The sequence below is a fragment of the Rhodococcus sp. GQ147 genome (assembly GCF_059759155.1).
Genome location: NZ_JCAXDU010000025.1, coordinates 1 through 14,804 on the forward strand (window position 1 = coordinate 1; position 14,804 = coordinate 14,804).

Consider the following 14,804-nt stretch of genomic DNA (forward strand, 5'->3'; position numbering starts at 1 on the left):
CTTGGATGCAGTCGCGGTGGTGGAGATGCTTCCCGCCCTGCGCGGCCCGCTTGCGCAATGCCGACATCATCAATTGCTGAACATCTACGGACATGAGCATGCTCACTTTCAGGTCATGTAACTGCCATCGCGGGATGCGTTACGAGCGGGTCAGGGGGTGAGTTGCACGAGCGATCCAGACACCGACGCCCACATGTCGCCTTCGGTCATCCCGAACGGCAACGGAGACAGACTGTCGGCCGGCGCGCCCGTCAGCCCGGCCGCGAGGAACCCGACCGCCTCCTGCGGGAAGTAGTTCGGCGCCTCCACGTGCCCGGCAGTGCCGGACACGTACACCACCTCATCCGCAACGGACGTGACCCGAGAATGGAACACGTCCGAATGCTGCACTTTCGGGATCGCAGTATCGGCAGGGGATGCCGACAGGAACAGTCGCTTACCCGCGAACCGCTGCACGTCGACCAGGCACGGATCATGCCCCGCCGTCGCAGTCGGATAGGTCGCATCGTCGGTGATTCCGTACGCGGTGCGGATGTGCGACTTATAGCTGGACGACGCCCACGCCGCGCCGAGGCTGAGAGACCCGTCTATGCTCACCACCCCACGGACTCGAGGGATCGCATCCCGCGCTACCACGTTGACCAAAGTCAACGCGCCCATCGACTGCCCGTGTAGCACTACGTCGGTAACCTGCCACTGCGAGGCCGCCCACGTGTAGAGCCGCTGGTAGTCGCGTAATGCCACCGCGTTCGACCAGGCCCGATCATGCGCGAACGCCGACATGACAACCCAACCCCGCTCGAGCATTGCGTCACGGGTGGGCAGCATCGCCGCCCCGTTGATGGTTTCCTCGGTCCCGCCCGACCCGTGCGCACAGATTGCGAGCACCGCCTCAGCCCCGAGGGCGACACCCGCCGGGATGCACGCCAGTGCCCGGTCCTGCACCCCGAGGGGGTAGATCACCACCTCGTCGTATGCGGTGCCGCCCGCTGTGGCCTTGGTTGTGCGGCTCGATTCGTTACGCATGTCAGATCCCGTAGTGAGCCATGAGAGCGGCGGACACGTCGGACTTTTCCTGCGTGGTCAGCGCCCGACTCCACACCAGCACCTCAGCGATGTGCAGCTTGTAGAACGAGGTGATCGCAGAGTTGGCACCGATGCGAACCCCGTCGAGTGTGTTCGCGCCCGCTGCGCCAGCAGAGACCGATGCGCCGTCGAGGGAATAGTCGGAGGTAGCGCCGTTGAACAGCGCGTGATGCAGGTGCCACCCGCCGTCGTTTACGACGGTTGAGACGCGACCCGAGCCGCCGTAAATCTGGAATCGTCCGTCAGCTGCAAGCCCGATGGTCTGCGACACCGACGTGGTAGTGGTGCCACCCCACAGGATCTGATTGCCTGTGACTGCGTCGGGATAGCGTCCGACAACCATCGTGGTCGATGGCTGCGCGATGGTCGACCCGAACGCGGCCGACAGATAATCGTTCACACCGTCGAGTTCGACGTAACGCCTTCCGTCCGCGTTGCGCAGTATCGGGCCGCCGGTCAGTGTCAGCGGCACCGTGCCCCCCATAGCGGGCCAGGACGTCACCGCACCGTCGAGTGTCCCGACGGCATCGTGCGAGGTCCAACGAGCCACCAAACCGGAGGTCGGCACGGCAGGGGGTGGCGTCACGACTGCGCCGGTTGTCGGCTTGAGCAACAGATCGACGCCGTCGAGGAACGCGGTGGGCTTCACGGTGCCGACCCAGATGCGTCGGCCCGGCGCTGTCCCACGCGGTGCGTTCACATCGTCGCCGTGCTGGATGAACACGACACCCGATTCGACGGGGGCATAAGTGGCATTCAGGTCTGTTCGTACCGCAGCTGGCAACCGTGATCCGGCGGGCTGTGCGTCGTCCAGAGAAATAAGCTTCTTGGCCATCGCGGCCTCCAATCAGATCAGGTACAAGCCGGGATTACTGGGGTCCTCAGTGAGGCCGGCGGATGACGGGGAGTACAGGCCGGAACCAGGCGGGTCCTCCACCAGCGTTCCGCCACCCCCGCCACCGGCTTCGGCCCGGTCGGCCGCGGCCTCGGCGCGCTGCACCAGCTCAGCCACCTCGGAGATCACCGGCTCGGTGTAGGAGTAGGTCTGCTCGCGTAGTGCCCACAGGTCGACGTTCCCGGAGTCGGGCACGAGCGCCTCGAACACGGTGTGCGCGCCCTCGGTCGTGATCGTCACGAGGATCGGGCCGGGTTCGACCTCGATCGGCGCGAACGTGCCGTCAGTGACGTCGACGGTTTTCGCGCCGGTGTCGATGAATGTGCCCGCCCGGCCGCGGACTTGCGGGGACTCGACGGTGATGTCGCCGTTCGATAGTCCGTTGGCGACGTTCTTGATCGTGGTGCCGGTGATCGTCGTCATCACGCCCCCATCTCATCGACCGAGTCCACCAGCCGATACCCGCCGGCCATCTGCAGCGTGAACGGATGATTCGGATCGTTCGTCGCGTGCGTCCCATGCGTCGGGCGGGAGTCCTTCACCTGCGCGTCCTCATCCGCGAGCAGCACGACCATCTGGCCGACCTGCCCGTACATCGGCGGCTGATGGAACAGCAGCAGGTGATCCTTGCCTTCGATGGGCGGGTCGACGCGGTAGAGGGTCGCGGGCCCGGCCCATCCGCCGAGCCCGTCGGCGACCTGTAGTGCTGTAGGCATCGAGTGCTCTCCTATGCGGTCGTGGTGAAGTTCAGGACGGTCGAGAAGGCCGACCAGTTGCCGTTGTCGTCGACAGCGCGCAGCTTCACCGCGTAAGCCGTGGACGGGGTGAGGCCGGTCAGCGGGAACGAGGTCGCCTCGGTGTAGCCGCGCACCACGTTGTTGACAAGGACTTCGTACTGGTCGACGCCGAAGTCGTCGGTCGACGGAGCCCAGGTGATCGTCGCCGTCGTGCCGGTGACCGCTGTCGCGGCGAGCCCGGCGGGCACTGAGGGTGGGACGACGCGGGTGTCGCTGATGCGGGTGGAGATATAACCGGCACCCGCCGCCCCCACGCCGCCGTTCCCGGCGAAACCGAAGGAGACGTACGAACCGCCACCGCCTCCAGGTCCCGAGGGCCAGCCCCCGTCACCCCCGCGGGCACCGTTGCCGGTTAGGTCCGCTCGCGCTCCGCCGCCCCCACCTGAGCCGACGCCGATTTTTCCTGCCGGGACACTGGCACCATTCTCCCCTTCACCAGACCCCACACCACCTTTACCGCCAGGGTCGAAGGATCCCGACGACCCACTGGTTCCATCGGCAGCACTGCCGGATCCACCGCCATTGCCGCCGCGCACCCGGTACGTGTTGTTTCCCTCACCGTATTTGCGGTCCACCGAACTTCCCCCGGTGGCCTGAGCAAGGATCGTGCCGTCCGGGGCGTAGAACGTGGTGGTCTTTCCGGTGGTGCCGTGTCCGCCGTCGCTCGTGGCCCCCGGTGCGGGTTCGCCGACGACGATGTCGATGTATGGCGGGCACTGGTCGTACGGGATGATGACCTTCTGCCAACCGCCTGACCAGCCACCGAGACCACCGCGGTAGGTGCCGCCCGATCCGCCGTTGTTCGACCGGCCACCGCCGGACGCCCCGGCGATGCAGTCGAACACGATGTCGCCGTACGCACCCGCAGGCTTCCACCACCGGCCCGAGTACCCGAACGTCGCGATCTGCACGACGCCCAACTCATCGGCGAGCGTGTCGATCCTGTTGTCGAGACGCACCACCTCACGTGCCAGACGAGACTCCGTGCCCCGGAATCGGTCCGCGAGATCATCGAGATTGAAGATCCCGAACGTAATCCCGTCCAGCGCATCGAGCAGATCACCGATGAAGTTGTTGATCATGTTGAGGATCCACTGCCCAATCAGATCCCCGAAGCTGTTGACCTTCCCGTACCGGCCCTCGACCTGACTGTAGATCGAATCCCGCCACTGCCCCTCGGTCGTGCGAGCGTGCGAGGACATCCCGCCCGAGCCGGAGAGACCACCGGACGGGACACCGCCGTTAGGTGACGTCACCGCGCACCTCCTCGTGCTGGAACCGCCACAACACCATGAGGCGATGCAGCAACGACAGCACTAGCACCGAGACCACAGCCGACCGCACCTCAGCGCGGAACGGATAGTCACCGAACCACCACACCGAGATCAGCTGCAACCCGATCAACCCGAGAGCGACCGCCGTATACATCAGCGTCTTGCCGGCCTCAGTGGTGCGCCACGGAGAACGGAACCCGTACAGCGCAACGAACAGCCACGCCAGGATTGTCATGGTCGTCAGCAGGATGCGGGCCTCTTCCTGTGGATCGAACACCGCAACCACTACACCGCACGCGACCCCAGCCGACGCCAGGGTGATCCGTCTCATGCGTTCCGCCTCCTCATCGCCGCCGCGGCAGACGCACCAAACCCGTTCACCCTGATGTGTTTCTCCGCAAGTTTGGCCAATTGCTCCACATACTCGCGTTGCGCCTGCACCTGCTCGAGCCGCTGCTCGGTCACAATCCGTTCCGCCCGCGCCCTCTTCACCGCCGTGGATTCGGGCTTCTGCTTCTTTCTCCACCACGTCACAGCCCCTCCCCTGCACCGAGTTTTTTCAGCGTTTCGGCCATGTGCACCGACAGTTCGATCTTCGGGATGAGCAGGGAGATTTGAGACGCCTGCTCGTCGATGATCTTGCGTTGCACCAGCTTGTCTTCGCGGTGCTCTTCGATCTGCCGGTCCTTCTCGGCGAGTGCAGCTCGGTGCTGCCTCCATGGGACGAGGCCGCCGAAGATGATGAGCAGTATGACTGCCGAGAGGATGCCGCCGAGGCCGATGTCGGAGGTGAAGAACGTCGAGAACTGCTCCATGCGCTACCCCCTGCGGATGAACGGATCGACGTACCGCTCCCGCAGATCGTTCACATGGTCGATACCTGCCTGCACGTGCGGCTGCGCACGCTGCGCGACTCGCTCGAACCCGACCTCAACGGCCTGCTCGATCTTCGCCTCCTGCGCAGGGGAGGTGCGGTCGACGAACAGGCTGGCAAGCAGGTTGCCGAGGGTTGTCAGCACCAACGTCGCGTACCCGAGATACTCGGCCGATTCACTCTCGGTGATCAGGCCGGCACCGACGGCGATGGCGCCGAGCACGGTCAGGATGCCGTAGATGACCTGCCGGATGGCCGGGTAGTTCTTCGCGATGCTCTTCACTGCGTGCCTCCGAGAAGTCGGTCAAGTTTGGATTCGATGCGGTCCAGCTGCGCCTTCTGCTGAACCTGGCGGGCGGCGATGGTCTGCACGAGCGCCACGAGGGAGCGGCCGACGTCGTCGGGGACGTCGGCGTATTCGGGGCGGATGTCGTAGCCGTCCCACGCGATCTCGTTCCAGAGGTCGCACCAGATGTCGTACGGCCACGGCTCGGCCGGGGTGCGTGTCGATGGGTTGACGTTCTGCTGCCGGTTGATCGGGCGCAGGCGGCCAGGCTGCGGATGCAGCTGCCCGGCTCCCTGCTCGACGATGTCTGCCACGGATTCCCCCTCGGGTTGGGCGCTGCCGAACAGCGCGCGAAGCTCGTTCTCGGTGCCACGGAAGGCGTTGACGTCGACGGCTTGGCCGGCGACCTGTCCGCGTTCGGAGAACTGCAGCAGGACGACCGGGGGTGCGCCGGTGTGGAACTCCGCCCATCCGGCGTGTCCATCGCCCGGGTAGAGGACGGAGGCGTAGCCGGTTCCGTTCACGTAGTGGCTGTTCCAGATCGGCGGGGTGCCGTCCAGTCGGGGTGCGCCCATGTGGCCGATCCAGTACCAGCGCGGCAGATAGTTCACGAACACCCGCATCCCGCGCTCTTCGATGGCCCGGATGAGGGCCTTCATATTGTCGATGGAGCCTCGGTTGCTGGTGTCCTCGTAGTCGAGCTGCACCGGAATGCTCGGGTCGCCAAGGTGTGCGAGGAGCGCGTCGGCCTGCCGGTTCACGTCGACGTTGTTGCGTGCGAAGTGGTATCCGCCGAACAGGCCCGGGAAGTGCTCGCGCATCTGGTCTCGGGCGCGGGGCCAGTACGGGTCGCGGTAGCCGTCACCCTCGGTGACTTTGTGGGTGGCGAACACGAACCCTTCTCGTTTGGCCGCCCCGAAGTCGAACTCACGCTGATGATTTGAAATATCGATGCCGTAGAGGGTCATCGGTTTCCCTTCGGTGGGACGAGTTGCGCGAACCCTTCCCGCACATAGTCGGAATAGCCCTCGCGCTGCGCACTGGATGCCGGCGTAGGGGGCACCTCGTCCGGGAACAGCGCCCCGGCGAGGAGTGGGAGTGGGTCGAGTCGATTCGGGCCGGGCGGTGACCACACGGCCCGGTGCCACTCGAGGTGCAGATGCGGCGCGACGCCGCCGTTCGTGCGGGAGTCCGGATTGATGTGCCCGATCCGCTGGCCCGCTTCGACGCGCTGACCCGCCCGCACCTCGGGAACGATGTGCCCGTAGACCGTGGTGCCCGAGCCATCGGCGGTCGGGTGATCGAGCACGACCCACTGTCCGAACCCCGAGGCAGGCCCGACGTTGACGACAGTGCCGCCCTGGACGGCATAGACCGGCATACCGGCCGATCCGCCGTCGCGACCGAAGTCCACACCCCAGTGGGTGCCGCCCCGCCACCTCTGGTAACCGAAGGTGTCGGTGACGGCATGCCCCCGCGTAAGCGGCCAATACCGGGGCGCCATCACTGCTCCTCGGGTGGCAACATGCCGCGCGCCCGCAGCTTCGCCTCATAGTCGGCTCGCTGCTGAGCCGCCAGACGCGCGTACATATCGGTGATCGGCTCCGGCTCGTCCGCCGGATTCTCGTACACCCACTGCCCGCGCTCGAGATGCTTGATCGGCTCCTCGACCGGGCGAGCGCCGAGCTCCCACAGCTGCTTCGAGACCTGCCGGTAGTAGTCCGGCCCCATGATCATCGACGCACCGTTGACGCCAGGCAGGCCGACGAACATCCACAGGAACGCTTCCTCGGGATTGTTCGGATCACAGTTCTCCCGAGTCGGCAGATCCTGCAGTACATCGACGGGGTTCTCTGCGCCCTGGTCGACTGTCTCGCTCATGTCAGAACACCCCTAGTGTCTTGGCGATGCCGTTGAGTTTTTCGAGCCGGGCCGCCATCGCGACTGCCGGATCTTCGTCCTGCTTCGGGCCGACGGTGACGCCGAAGTTCCCGCGGTCACCGCGCTTGCGCGTGTACTCCATCTGCGAGACGCGCTCGACGATGAGCTCGGTCGAGATGCCCTCGAGATCGGTGATCAGACGATCGCCGACCCAGAAATCACCGGTGCCGGGCCAGCCCGCCACGTACGGTTCGGCCGATTTGATCTGCATCGACGCCGACCGGAACGAGCGTGTTTCGTACATCGCCTGGCGGATCACCATGAGCGTGCTCAGGGTGTACGCCTTCCCGGCGGACTCGATGTGCTTCTCCCAGTAGTGCGACTCACCTTGTGACGCAATGCGAGGCGGAATCTTGACCGAGACCCAGGCGGCGACCGTGTCCTCGTAGAAAGGCTTGAGGATGGTATCGATAGATCCGCCAATGCTGCCTATTTGCAGCGCATTTCCGACGATATCTCCGATGGCCTGGATGCCTGCGGACATGGTTTCGTTCACGCCTGGGAACGAGTGACCACCCGTGTTGATGATCACGCCCTTGGATGGGCCCTGCGTGAACTTCTTCGACACCGCCGCCGGAGAGTCGTTCGGGAAGTAGACGTGTGGCCACGCCTTCTTCGTCCCACGCCCCGGCACGTACAGATCCGACGTCGGCGAATCGGTGAGCAGAGACTCGGTGGTGTCGAGAAAATCGGCGGTGAACTCGCGGATCGTGCGGAACAATCCGTCGAACATCGTGCCGCCGTGCGCCGTGCCCGTCATCGCGCCGGACTTGTCGACGATGTCGACGACCAGCGCGCCGTCCTTGATGTTCGCGCCGAGCCACGGATCCGGATCGCCGGTGCGCCACCGTCGCGTCACCACGGTCAGCTCAGCGTCGGCGAGGATCGGGGCCGCGATGTCGTGCCATGTTCCCCACCGCGAGGCGAACACGGCCCACTGGGTGCCGGCCGCCATGTCCTCGAAGAACGTCGTCGGATTCACGACGATGTCCCACGTCGACATGTTGAGCCCGTCGAGCCATGTCGACGGATCCATCGGATCGTCGGGGATCTGCCAGATCCCGGAGAACAGGCGCCACAGGTTCAGGAACAGTGCGGTCTTGAGCGTCCAGATCGCCGGGCCCGCGAGGATGAAGATCCGCGGGAACTGAAAGATCGCGGGCAGGAACGGGTTCGACCAGCAGTCGATCCACTTCAGATTTTCGTATTCGTGCAGGAACGTCAGCCGCAGATAGCGGCGCCCATCTTCGCCTTCCTCGACGTCGTGCGGTTCAGCCCTGCCGGACCACCTGACGCCCGCGACCTCCACCTCGATGTGGAGGTTCGTGCCCTCACCGCGCTTGCGCCGGCCTTCCTGGTCGAGGACCCATTCGGCGACGTAGTGATCGGCGTCGATCAGGATCGTGCACGAGCCTGTGTCGTTCTCGATGTCCTTGAACGACAGCTCGTGGTAGTCGAGCAGGAGGTGTCGGATGACCTGATTGCCGTCGGCGAGCTTGACCAGTGGGTCGTCGTTGCGGATCTCCCAGTCGCGGCGCTCCGCTTCGAGCGTCGCATGCCAGATCGCCTCGCACTGTTCTTCGAGTGAAGCCTCGAGATCTACCGCCATTCCAACCCCCATGCTCTCGACCACAGGCGTTCCATGTGGAGCTCAGCGCGCGCACCCCCCGCCGGCGCTCCGGTCACGGAGATCGGCAGCATTGTCTTCGGGGTGTACGGCGGGATGACGTGACGCAGCCACTTGCCCTGCATCCGGGCCTCGTACGGGGTGCCGGTCGCCGATGTGGCGTGCCGCTTCGACCGATCCATCTGGATCGTCACGCCACCGTCGGCAGCGGTGATCTCCGGCAGTGGCTGCACCCGGTTCGGGAAGGCGCCGCCCGGCTTGCGCTTACCCTTCGGTCCGGTCCACGTCGGATCGGGCAGAGTCCAGATTCCGCGGGTGAGTTCCCAGCGTTGTTCGAGCGGCCGGTCCGTCGGGTTCCACACTTCGATGAAGCCGGAGCCCGACGAGCCGGACGTCTCGAAGAACCGCATGTCCGGCTTCGATCGCCACATCGGCTGATACGCGCGCAGCTGATAGGTGACGTCGAACATCTCGTCTTCGATCGGATCGTCGTCGAGAACGACGTCCGGCGCCTCCGACATCCACACCTCGAGGGTGCGGGGCCCCGACAGCGGCGTGACGACCTTGACTCGCGGCGGCCGGAAGTCCGGATCCCACCGGTCGGGCTCGGCGACGAACGCCTGCCGCAGCCGCGACTCCAACTCACCGGTGCGCCCGAGGTACTCGTCCTCGAACGCGTAGAACCGCAGGATCATGTCGCGCACCGGATAGTCGACGCCGCGTAGCGTGCCGCCGACCTGCTTCACAGTCGAGTCGTGAATGACCGTGATCGGCGCGTCGAGGACCCCGTCGACACCCTTGTCGGAGATGACGACACCCGTGCGGCCGGCGTACTTTCCAGCCACCGGCCACACGGATCCGTCAGCGCCGAGGATTGTGATATCGACGCGATCTCTCACCTACTCCACCTCCCGAGATGCCGCTTCATGTCGAGCCGCTGCTCCTGGGCCCGGCGGCGGTAGTACTCGTCCTCGTCGCGGAAGGTGGCATAGGTGTTGTAGACATTCCCTCCACCGCCCACCGCGGCCCCCGCGCCGACGAGCTGATCGACCTTGTCGACGTTCGCCTTCGCGGTCTTCCAGTGCGCGTCCTTCAGGACGTACTCCGGCTCGGACAATCCGTTGAACCCGAACGTGTTCGGCTCCCACACACCACCGGTGTCGAACAGCCCGACGCTCTTGAGGAAGCCCCGAGCCTGCTCGAGCAGCGGCGCCACATTCAGATCACCCTTGATGCCGTTCGCCGGATCGAGCGGCGACAGTGGAGGTGGCGGCGGTGCCGGTGTTGCACCCGTCTCTGGCGTCGGTGTCGCGGCCGCCGTAGCGGTGCCGCCCTCCGCCTTGATCGTGTAGCGGTCCGCGAGGTCCAACCACTCACCGAGGCCGAGAGCCTCGACCGCGGCGTCGGCCCAGATCCCGCCGAGTTCCTCGCCGAACTGCTTGAACCGCTCACGGCCGGAGAAGGTCTGCGTCACCTCGGTACCCGACGTGCCCGCCGTCGACGCCCCCGACGACGTCGACGGTGAGCTTCCCGCAGTCCCCGGCGACGTGGTGCCGCCGGTCGACGGCATCGTCACGGTGCCGTTGTCACTCGGGAAGGTGATCGGCGAGACCTGCTCGACCGACGGCTGCACGAGCTGCGCGATGATCATCGGCAGGTGTGCGTGGTCGGTGAACATCGAGTCGCGGGCACCTGCCGCGCCACCGCCGTACTGGCCGTTGCCGCGGTTGCCGCCCATCTCGAAGTTCACGCCGTTCGGCAGCGTCGCCGCCGTGTGACCGCCGTACGGTCCGCCGTTGTACCAACCGACCTGCAGGGACCCCGCAGGGCCGAGGCCCGGCTTGAACCCGCGTGCTGCGAGCTCGGCCCCCTCGGTCATCGTGGCGAACCGCGAGGCGAACGGGGCGAGACCGGTCGCGAAGTTCGCCAGCGCGGAGACGGCACCGGAGCAGTCGCCCCAGTTCACGCCGCCCCACACGTACGGCTTCCCCTCGACCCCCTTGGCGAAGTTCACCAGCTGATCAGGTGAAACCACCGCGCCGCCCTCGGCATAGCCGGGAACCCAGCCAGCATTGAGCGCGGCGACGACCTGGTCGCCACCTGCGTCCATCGCCGACTTCTTGACGACTCCCTCGCCCGCCGACACGCGCGCCGTCGGAACGCCGCGAGTGTCGATGCCGAGGATCGAATCGGAGGTACCGGTGCCCGGACCCCACAGCGTGCCGTCGGAACGCCGTCCAGCGACACCGCCGGTGGCGAGCGTGGGGATGTCGGGCAGGCCGAGCACGAATCCGTCCCACTTGACCGGGCCGACCTCGAATCCGGGGATCCGGAACTCGAGGGCGTTCCACACCTGGATGATGTAGTTGATCGCCGCCTTGAAGGCGCTCTTGATGCCGTCCCACATACCCGACGCCGCCGACGCGATCCGCCCCGGCAGGCCGGTGACGAATCCGACGAGCTCGTTGAACTTGCCGACGACCCAGTCCTTCGCCTCGGTCGCCTTGGTTCCGATCCACGACAGGGCATTTCCGAAGGCATCGATACCGGTGGAGACGGCGCCCCACATCCAATCCCAGCCAGCCCGGATCGCATCCCATGCCGCGGTGACGATTCGCTGCCCGACTTCCGTCTGGGTAAAGAACCACACGAGGCCGGCCACAAGCGCCGCCACCGCTGCGATGATCAGGCCGATGGGGTTGGCCGACAGTGCCGCGTTGAACGCCCACTGCGCTGCCGTCGCCGTTGCTGTCGCAACAGCTCCTGCGACCATCACCGCGCGCTGTGCGATGAACGCTGCACCCTGCAGCGCGAGCGCGCCGACGGTCTTCGCCGACGATGCGACCCACGCGCCCGCAGCGATCGCCGCCTGCGCCGTAGCAGTGGCACCGGCTGCGATCCACTGGCCGACCATGATCGCACCGTTGGCGACCGCGGCAGCACCGGCAGCAACCCACCCGGCGACCGTCTTGTACTGGGCCGCGACCTGAGCCGCCGCCGACGCGATGGCCGAGGCCTGCGTCGAGATCCACACCGCGGTGAGCGTCGCGCCACTGGCGACCGCGCTCGCCGCCGAGGTCGCGAAGCCGATCGTCATCGACGTCAGCGCCGGAAGTAGCCCGACGGTGATGACACCAGCGACGATGCCTGCCACGACCTCGTGCTCACGGAACCAGTTCACGACACCGGCGACAGCGTCGGCGACCTCGCCGAGGATGCCGACACCGGTCTGCAGCGCCGACCAGATCGCGGGCAGGGTCGCCGAGGCAATACCGCCGACGACGGCACCGATCTGTTTCCACAGGTCCGCGTGCTCGACCAGGAACTGCGCCGCGGCTCCGATGCCGTCGGTGATCGTGGACTGGATGGTGTTCTTCAGGACCGTCATCGCATGGTTCGGTCCGGAGTTGACGGTGTCCGACATCTCCTGTGTGGACCCTGCGAATCCGGCCATCGCGTTCTCTGCGCCCGTCAGGCCCTGCAGGAACGCAGGGATCTGGTCGATCGACAGATCCTCGAGCGGAGTTCCGAACAATGCGATCGCGGTGTTCGCTTGCTCCGCCGGATCCTCGATCTCGAGCAGTCCACGCGCGGTGGCCTGCAGTGCTTCCTGCGCACCTTCTCCGCCAGCCGCGATCTGCTTCGCCATCTCGGCGGCGTCGAGGCCGACTGCCTTGAACGCGTCCGTCGAGGCGGTCGACATGTCCGAGCCTCTGATGGTGAATTCCTTCAGGGCGTCACCGGTCTTGTCGAGAGCGAACTTCCCCTGCTCAGCAGCGGCGACAAGGATGTTGAAGGACTCCTCGCCGTCGAACCCGAGCGCGCGGAAGTTGGTGCCGTACTCCTGCAGGATCTCCGGCAGTTCCTCGCGCATTGCTGCAGGCACGGTCTGGAAGGCCCGCGTCATCAGATCGAAGGCCTCGCTGCTGTCCTTCGCGAGTCCGTTCTGGATGAGCTGCGACGCGGTCTGCACCGAGCTGCCGACGTCCTGCTCGAAGACGTTCGCGAAGGTCGTTGCGTTCGCGGCGATCTGCTCCATCGAGGCTTCGCCCTCGAACCCCGCGTTGCGGAAGCTGTTGGCGACCATGCCGATCGCCGAGGCGGCTTCCTCCATCGAGCCCGCGATGCCGGACTTGTAGAGCTCACCCGCGTGTTCGCCGTACTCGGCGGCGAGATCACCGGTGGCGCCGAGCTGTGCCGCGAGGTTGCTGGTGACGTCCATGTTCTCGAAGGCCTGGCCGACGAGCTCCATCGCGCCGCCGATGCCGGCAGCTGCGACGGCCATTCCGGCAACGGACTTCGCGGCATTCGATGCCGAGCTTCCGATGCCGTCGAGCGAGTCACGCCACCGGCGGGTGGCCTGCTCGTCCTCGTTGGCTGCGCTGGCCGCCCGGGCGCGCGCTGCGGTCAGATCATTGACCGCAGCGATGCGCGCCTGCTGTGCGCGATCGGCACCGCGCTGCACTGATTCGAGACGCTCCAGCGCGGCAACATAGGCGGCCGTTCCCTCTTTGCCCTTGTCTCGCAGCTCCTGCAGCTTCGCCTCGGCGACGCGGACCTTACCGGCCGCGTCGGCTTCCTTGTCCCGAGCCGCGGCCAGCTTCGCCGATGCCTTCGACACCGCCGCCCGCGCGGACTCGATACCGGACGCCATGCCTTCCCCGGCGGCACGGCCGGCCTGCTCGCCTGCCTGCTGCCCGGCTTGGCGCATCGGTCCGGCGAGCTGCCCCGTGAGTTGCCCCGAGACTCCGCGCATCGTCGGGATGATCTGCAGCGAAGCCCAACCGATAGATGCCACTCAGGGGCCTCCTAACTTCTTGCGCGCAAAGCTCTTTCGCGGCGCGCTTTCGCACGCTCGAAGGCGGCCCGTTTCCGGCTGCCGCGTTGCGCCATCTGTTTCGACTGCACCTCGAGACGCCGCGGATTGCGGATCACCGGCGTGCCCTTCTTCTTGCCGCGGTTCGCTTCCTGCTCCCACCGGTCGGCGAGCAGATGCTCGACCATCGACCAGGGCATGAGTCCGCCGTTGTCGTCGATCGCCAGCGCAGAGTCGCGGGGCAGGTGACGCACGTACACCCACACCTGCCGGTGGGTCAGCAGGGGGAAACCCTCCTCGTCGCGCCGCCACAGGTCCCGAAGGTCGACGTCGTAGAAGCGGCGCAGATCCGCCTCTACGACGTCCGCCTTCCGGGACAGCAGCGCGAGGAGGCCTAGGAGTTTCCCACCGACTCGAATCCGCCTTCCTCGGCGAACAGCTCCATGACCTTGTTCGCGGCCTCGAACGGGCTGAGCCCTTCCTGGCGGGCCTTGATGCAGAACCAGCCGAACTGCTTCTGCCCGAGCAGACCCTTGACCATCTGCAGCGGATTCTTGTTGACGGCACCTTCCTGGAAGTCCCAGGACACGGCCATCGCGGAGCGGTCGATGCGCAGTTCCTCGTCCCAGAGGGTGAGGACGATCTCGACGTCCTCGGCTTCGGCCTGCTGGGCGGATCGCTTCGGCTGCCGGTCCCGAGGCTGTGGTGCGGTCTCAGGAATGGTGACGCCGCTGCGCTTCTTCTTCCCGCGTCGCTCACCTCGGTTCGGGTGCCGGCGGACGACCTGCGGTTCGGCGATCTCGGTGTCGAGGGGTTCGTTCTCGAACTCGTCCTCGTCGTAGACCTCGTCGTCGAAATCGTCATCGTGGACCTTCGGCATGTGCAGCTCCTTGGTTCGCGCGCCAGACGTCGGGCGCAATTGCCGCGACCACACGGGCCGCAGCGTCGTCGGAAAGTCCGGCCCCGATGAGGCCGGCGAATGTGTCGGAGATGGTGGAGACGAATTCGGCCGACGAGGCATCACGTGCTTCGTCGGCCGAATCCATCTGCACCGCGAGTTGGAGTGCCTTCGCGACCTTCGCTCGAATCCGTGGTGGGACCGGATCACCCGGCTTCGTGTGGCCGAGCTGGACTGCGGCCTGCCTGATCTCGGACTCGGTTGGGGTACGCATCGCGATTCGCTCCTTGTGCAGCAGAGAGGGCCAACC

Annotated in this window: 19 protein-coding genes; 1 reads left to right on the top strand and 18 read right to left on the bottom strand. The window is 66.2% G+C overall.

Annotated features, from left to right (window positions below; all coding sequences use genetic code 11):
• Nucleotides 1-150: 150 nt before the first annotated feature.
• The 16 genes from AC6CID_RS22115 to AC6CID_RS22190 are packed head-to-tail and all read right to left on the bottom strand — an operon-like array spanning nucleotide 151 to nucleotide 13,850.
• The gene (locus AC6CID_RS22115; protein ID WP_498354472.1) at nucleotides 151-1,026 is read right to left on the bottom strand and encodes an alpha/beta hydrolase family protein; all 876 of its coding nucleotides are present in this window, start codon (nucleotides 1,024-1,026) and stop codon (nucleotides 151-153) included.
• Nucleotide 1,027: 1 nt separating this feature from the next.
• Nucleotides 1,028-1,921, bottom strand: coding sequence for a LamG-like jellyroll fold domain-containing protein (locus AC6CID_RS22120; RefSeq protein ID WP_498354473.1), 894 nt, complete (start codon nucleotides 1,919-1,921; stop codon nucleotides 1,028-1,030).
• A 12-nt stretch (nucleotides 1,922-1,933) separates the two neighbouring features.
• Nucleotides 1,934-2,404, bottom strand: a complete 471-nt coding sequence (locus AC6CID_RS22125; RefSeq protein WP_498354474.1) for a hypothetical protein — start codon at nucleotides 2,402-2,404, stop codon at nucleotides 1,934-1,936.
• Nucleotides 2,404-2,697 (bottom strand): hypothetical protein, encoded by a 294-nt coding sequence (locus AC6CID_RS22130; RefSeq protein ID WP_006550286.1) that lies wholly within the window; start codon nucleotides 2,695-2,697, stop codon nucleotides 2,404-2,406. Before AC6CID_RS22130 ends, AC6CID_RS22125 begins: the two co-directional genes overlap by 1 nt.
• An 11-nt stretch (nucleotides 2,698-2,708) precedes the next feature.
• Entirely contained in the window at nucleotides 2,709-4,034 is a 1,326-nt protein-coding gene (locus tag AC6CID_RS22135; RefSeq protein ID WP_498354475.1) for a fibronectin type III domain-containing protein, read from the bottom strand.
• Nucleotides 4,021-4,383, bottom strand: a complete 363-nt coding sequence (locus AC6CID_RS22140; protein ID WP_498354476.1) for a putative phage holin — start codon at nucleotides 4,381-4,383, stop codon at nucleotides 4,021-4,023. Before AC6CID_RS22140 ends, AC6CID_RS22135 begins: the two co-directional genes overlap by 14 nt.
• Nucleotides 4,380-4,586 carry a DUF7620 family protein gene (locus tag AC6CID_RS22145; protein WP_498354477.1) on the bottom strand — a complete coding sequence of 69 codons (207 nt, stop codon included), beginning with the start codon at nucleotides 4,584-4,586 and terminating at the stop codon, nucleotides 4,380-4,382. Before AC6CID_RS22145 ends, AC6CID_RS22140 begins: the two co-directional genes overlap by 4 nt.
• Entirely contained in the window at nucleotides 4,583-4,867 is a 285-nt protein-coding gene (locus tag AC6CID_RS22150) for a hypothetical protein (RefSeq protein WP_498354478.1), read from the bottom strand. The genes AC6CID_RS22145 and AC6CID_RS22150 overlap by 4 nt, the downstream gene beginning before the upstream one ends.
• Before the next feature lie 3 nt (nucleotides 4,868-4,870).
• On the bottom strand, nucleotides 4,871-5,209 hold the full coding sequence (locus AC6CID_RS22155) for a hypothetical protein (RefSeq protein WP_094980354.1): 339 nt from the start codon (nucleotides 5,207-5,209) through the stop codon (nucleotides 4,871-4,873).
• Entirely contained in the window at nucleotides 5,206-6,180 is a 975-nt protein-coding gene (locus AC6CID_RS22160; RefSeq protein WP_498354479.1) for a glycoside hydrolase family 25 protein, read from the bottom strand. Before AC6CID_RS22160 ends, AC6CID_RS22155 begins: the two co-directional genes overlap by 4 nt.
• On the bottom strand, nucleotides 6,177-6,716 hold the full coding sequence (locus tag AC6CID_RS22165) for a murein hydrolase activator EnvC family protein (RefSeq protein ID WP_094980352.1): 540 nt from the start codon (nucleotides 6,714-6,716) through the stop codon (nucleotides 6,177-6,179). Before AC6CID_RS22165 ends, AC6CID_RS22160 begins: the two co-directional genes overlap by 4 nt.
• Nucleotides 6,716-7,093 carry a phage gene 29 protein family protein gene (locus tag AC6CID_RS22170; RefSeq protein ID WP_498354480.1) on the bottom strand — a complete coding sequence of 126 codons (378 nt, stop codon included), beginning with the start codon at nucleotides 7,091-7,093 and terminating at the stop codon, nucleotides 6,716-6,718. Before AC6CID_RS22170 ends, AC6CID_RS22165 begins: the two co-directional genes overlap by 1 nt.
• Nucleotide 7,094: 1 nt before the next feature.
• Entirely contained in the window at nucleotides 7,095-8,762 is a 1,668-nt protein-coding gene (locus AC6CID_RS22175; protein ID WP_498354481.1) for a Gp37-like protein, read from the bottom strand.
• Nucleotides 8,753-9,625 (bottom strand): hypothetical protein, encoded by an 873-nt coding sequence (locus AC6CID_RS22180; RefSeq protein ID WP_498354482.1) that lies wholly within the window; start codon nucleotides 9,623-9,625, stop codon nucleotides 8,753-8,755. Before AC6CID_RS22180 ends, AC6CID_RS22175 begins: the two co-directional genes overlap by 10 nt.
• A 50-nt stretch (nucleotides 9,626-9,675) precedes the next feature.
• Nucleotides 9,676-13,578, bottom strand: coding sequence for a phage tail tape measure protein (locus tag AC6CID_RS22185; RefSeq protein ID WP_498354483.1), 3,903 nt, complete (start codon nucleotides 13,576-13,578; stop codon nucleotides 9,676-9,678).
• 11 nt (nucleotides 13,579-13,589) lie between these two features.
• On the bottom strand, nucleotides 13,590-13,850 hold the full coding sequence (locus tag AC6CID_RS22190; RefSeq protein ID WP_498354484.1) for a hypothetical protein: 261 nt from the start codon (nucleotides 13,848-13,850) through the stop codon (nucleotides 13,590-13,592).
• On the opposite strand from AC6CID_RS22190, the gene AC6CID_RS22195 reads away from it, so the two are divergent.
• Nucleotides 13,842-13,994: a hypothetical protein gene (locus AC6CID_RS22195; protein ID WP_498354485.1), complete on the top strand. Its 153-nt coding sequence runs from the start codon at nucleotides 13,842-13,844 to the stop codon at nucleotides 13,992-13,994. The two genes, AC6CID_RS22190 and AC6CID_RS22195, sit on opposite strands and share 9 nt — an antisense overlap.
• Here AC6CID_RS22195 and AC6CID_RS22200 read toward each other — a convergent pair.
• The gene (locus AC6CID_RS22200; RefSeq protein ID WP_498354486.1) at nucleotides 13,991-14,476 is read right to left on the bottom strand and encodes a hypothetical protein; all 486 of its coding nucleotides are present in this window, start codon (nucleotides 14,474-14,476) and stop codon (nucleotides 13,991-13,993) included. The two genes, AC6CID_RS22195 and AC6CID_RS22200, sit on opposite strands and share 4 nt — an antisense overlap.
• Entirely contained in the window at nucleotides 14,457-14,768 is a 312-nt protein-coding gene (locus tag AC6CID_RS22205; RefSeq protein WP_498354487.1) for a hypothetical protein, read from the bottom strand. Before AC6CID_RS22205 ends, AC6CID_RS22200 begins: the two co-directional genes overlap by 20 nt.
• Nucleotides 14,769-14,804 lie beyond the last annotated feature (36 nt).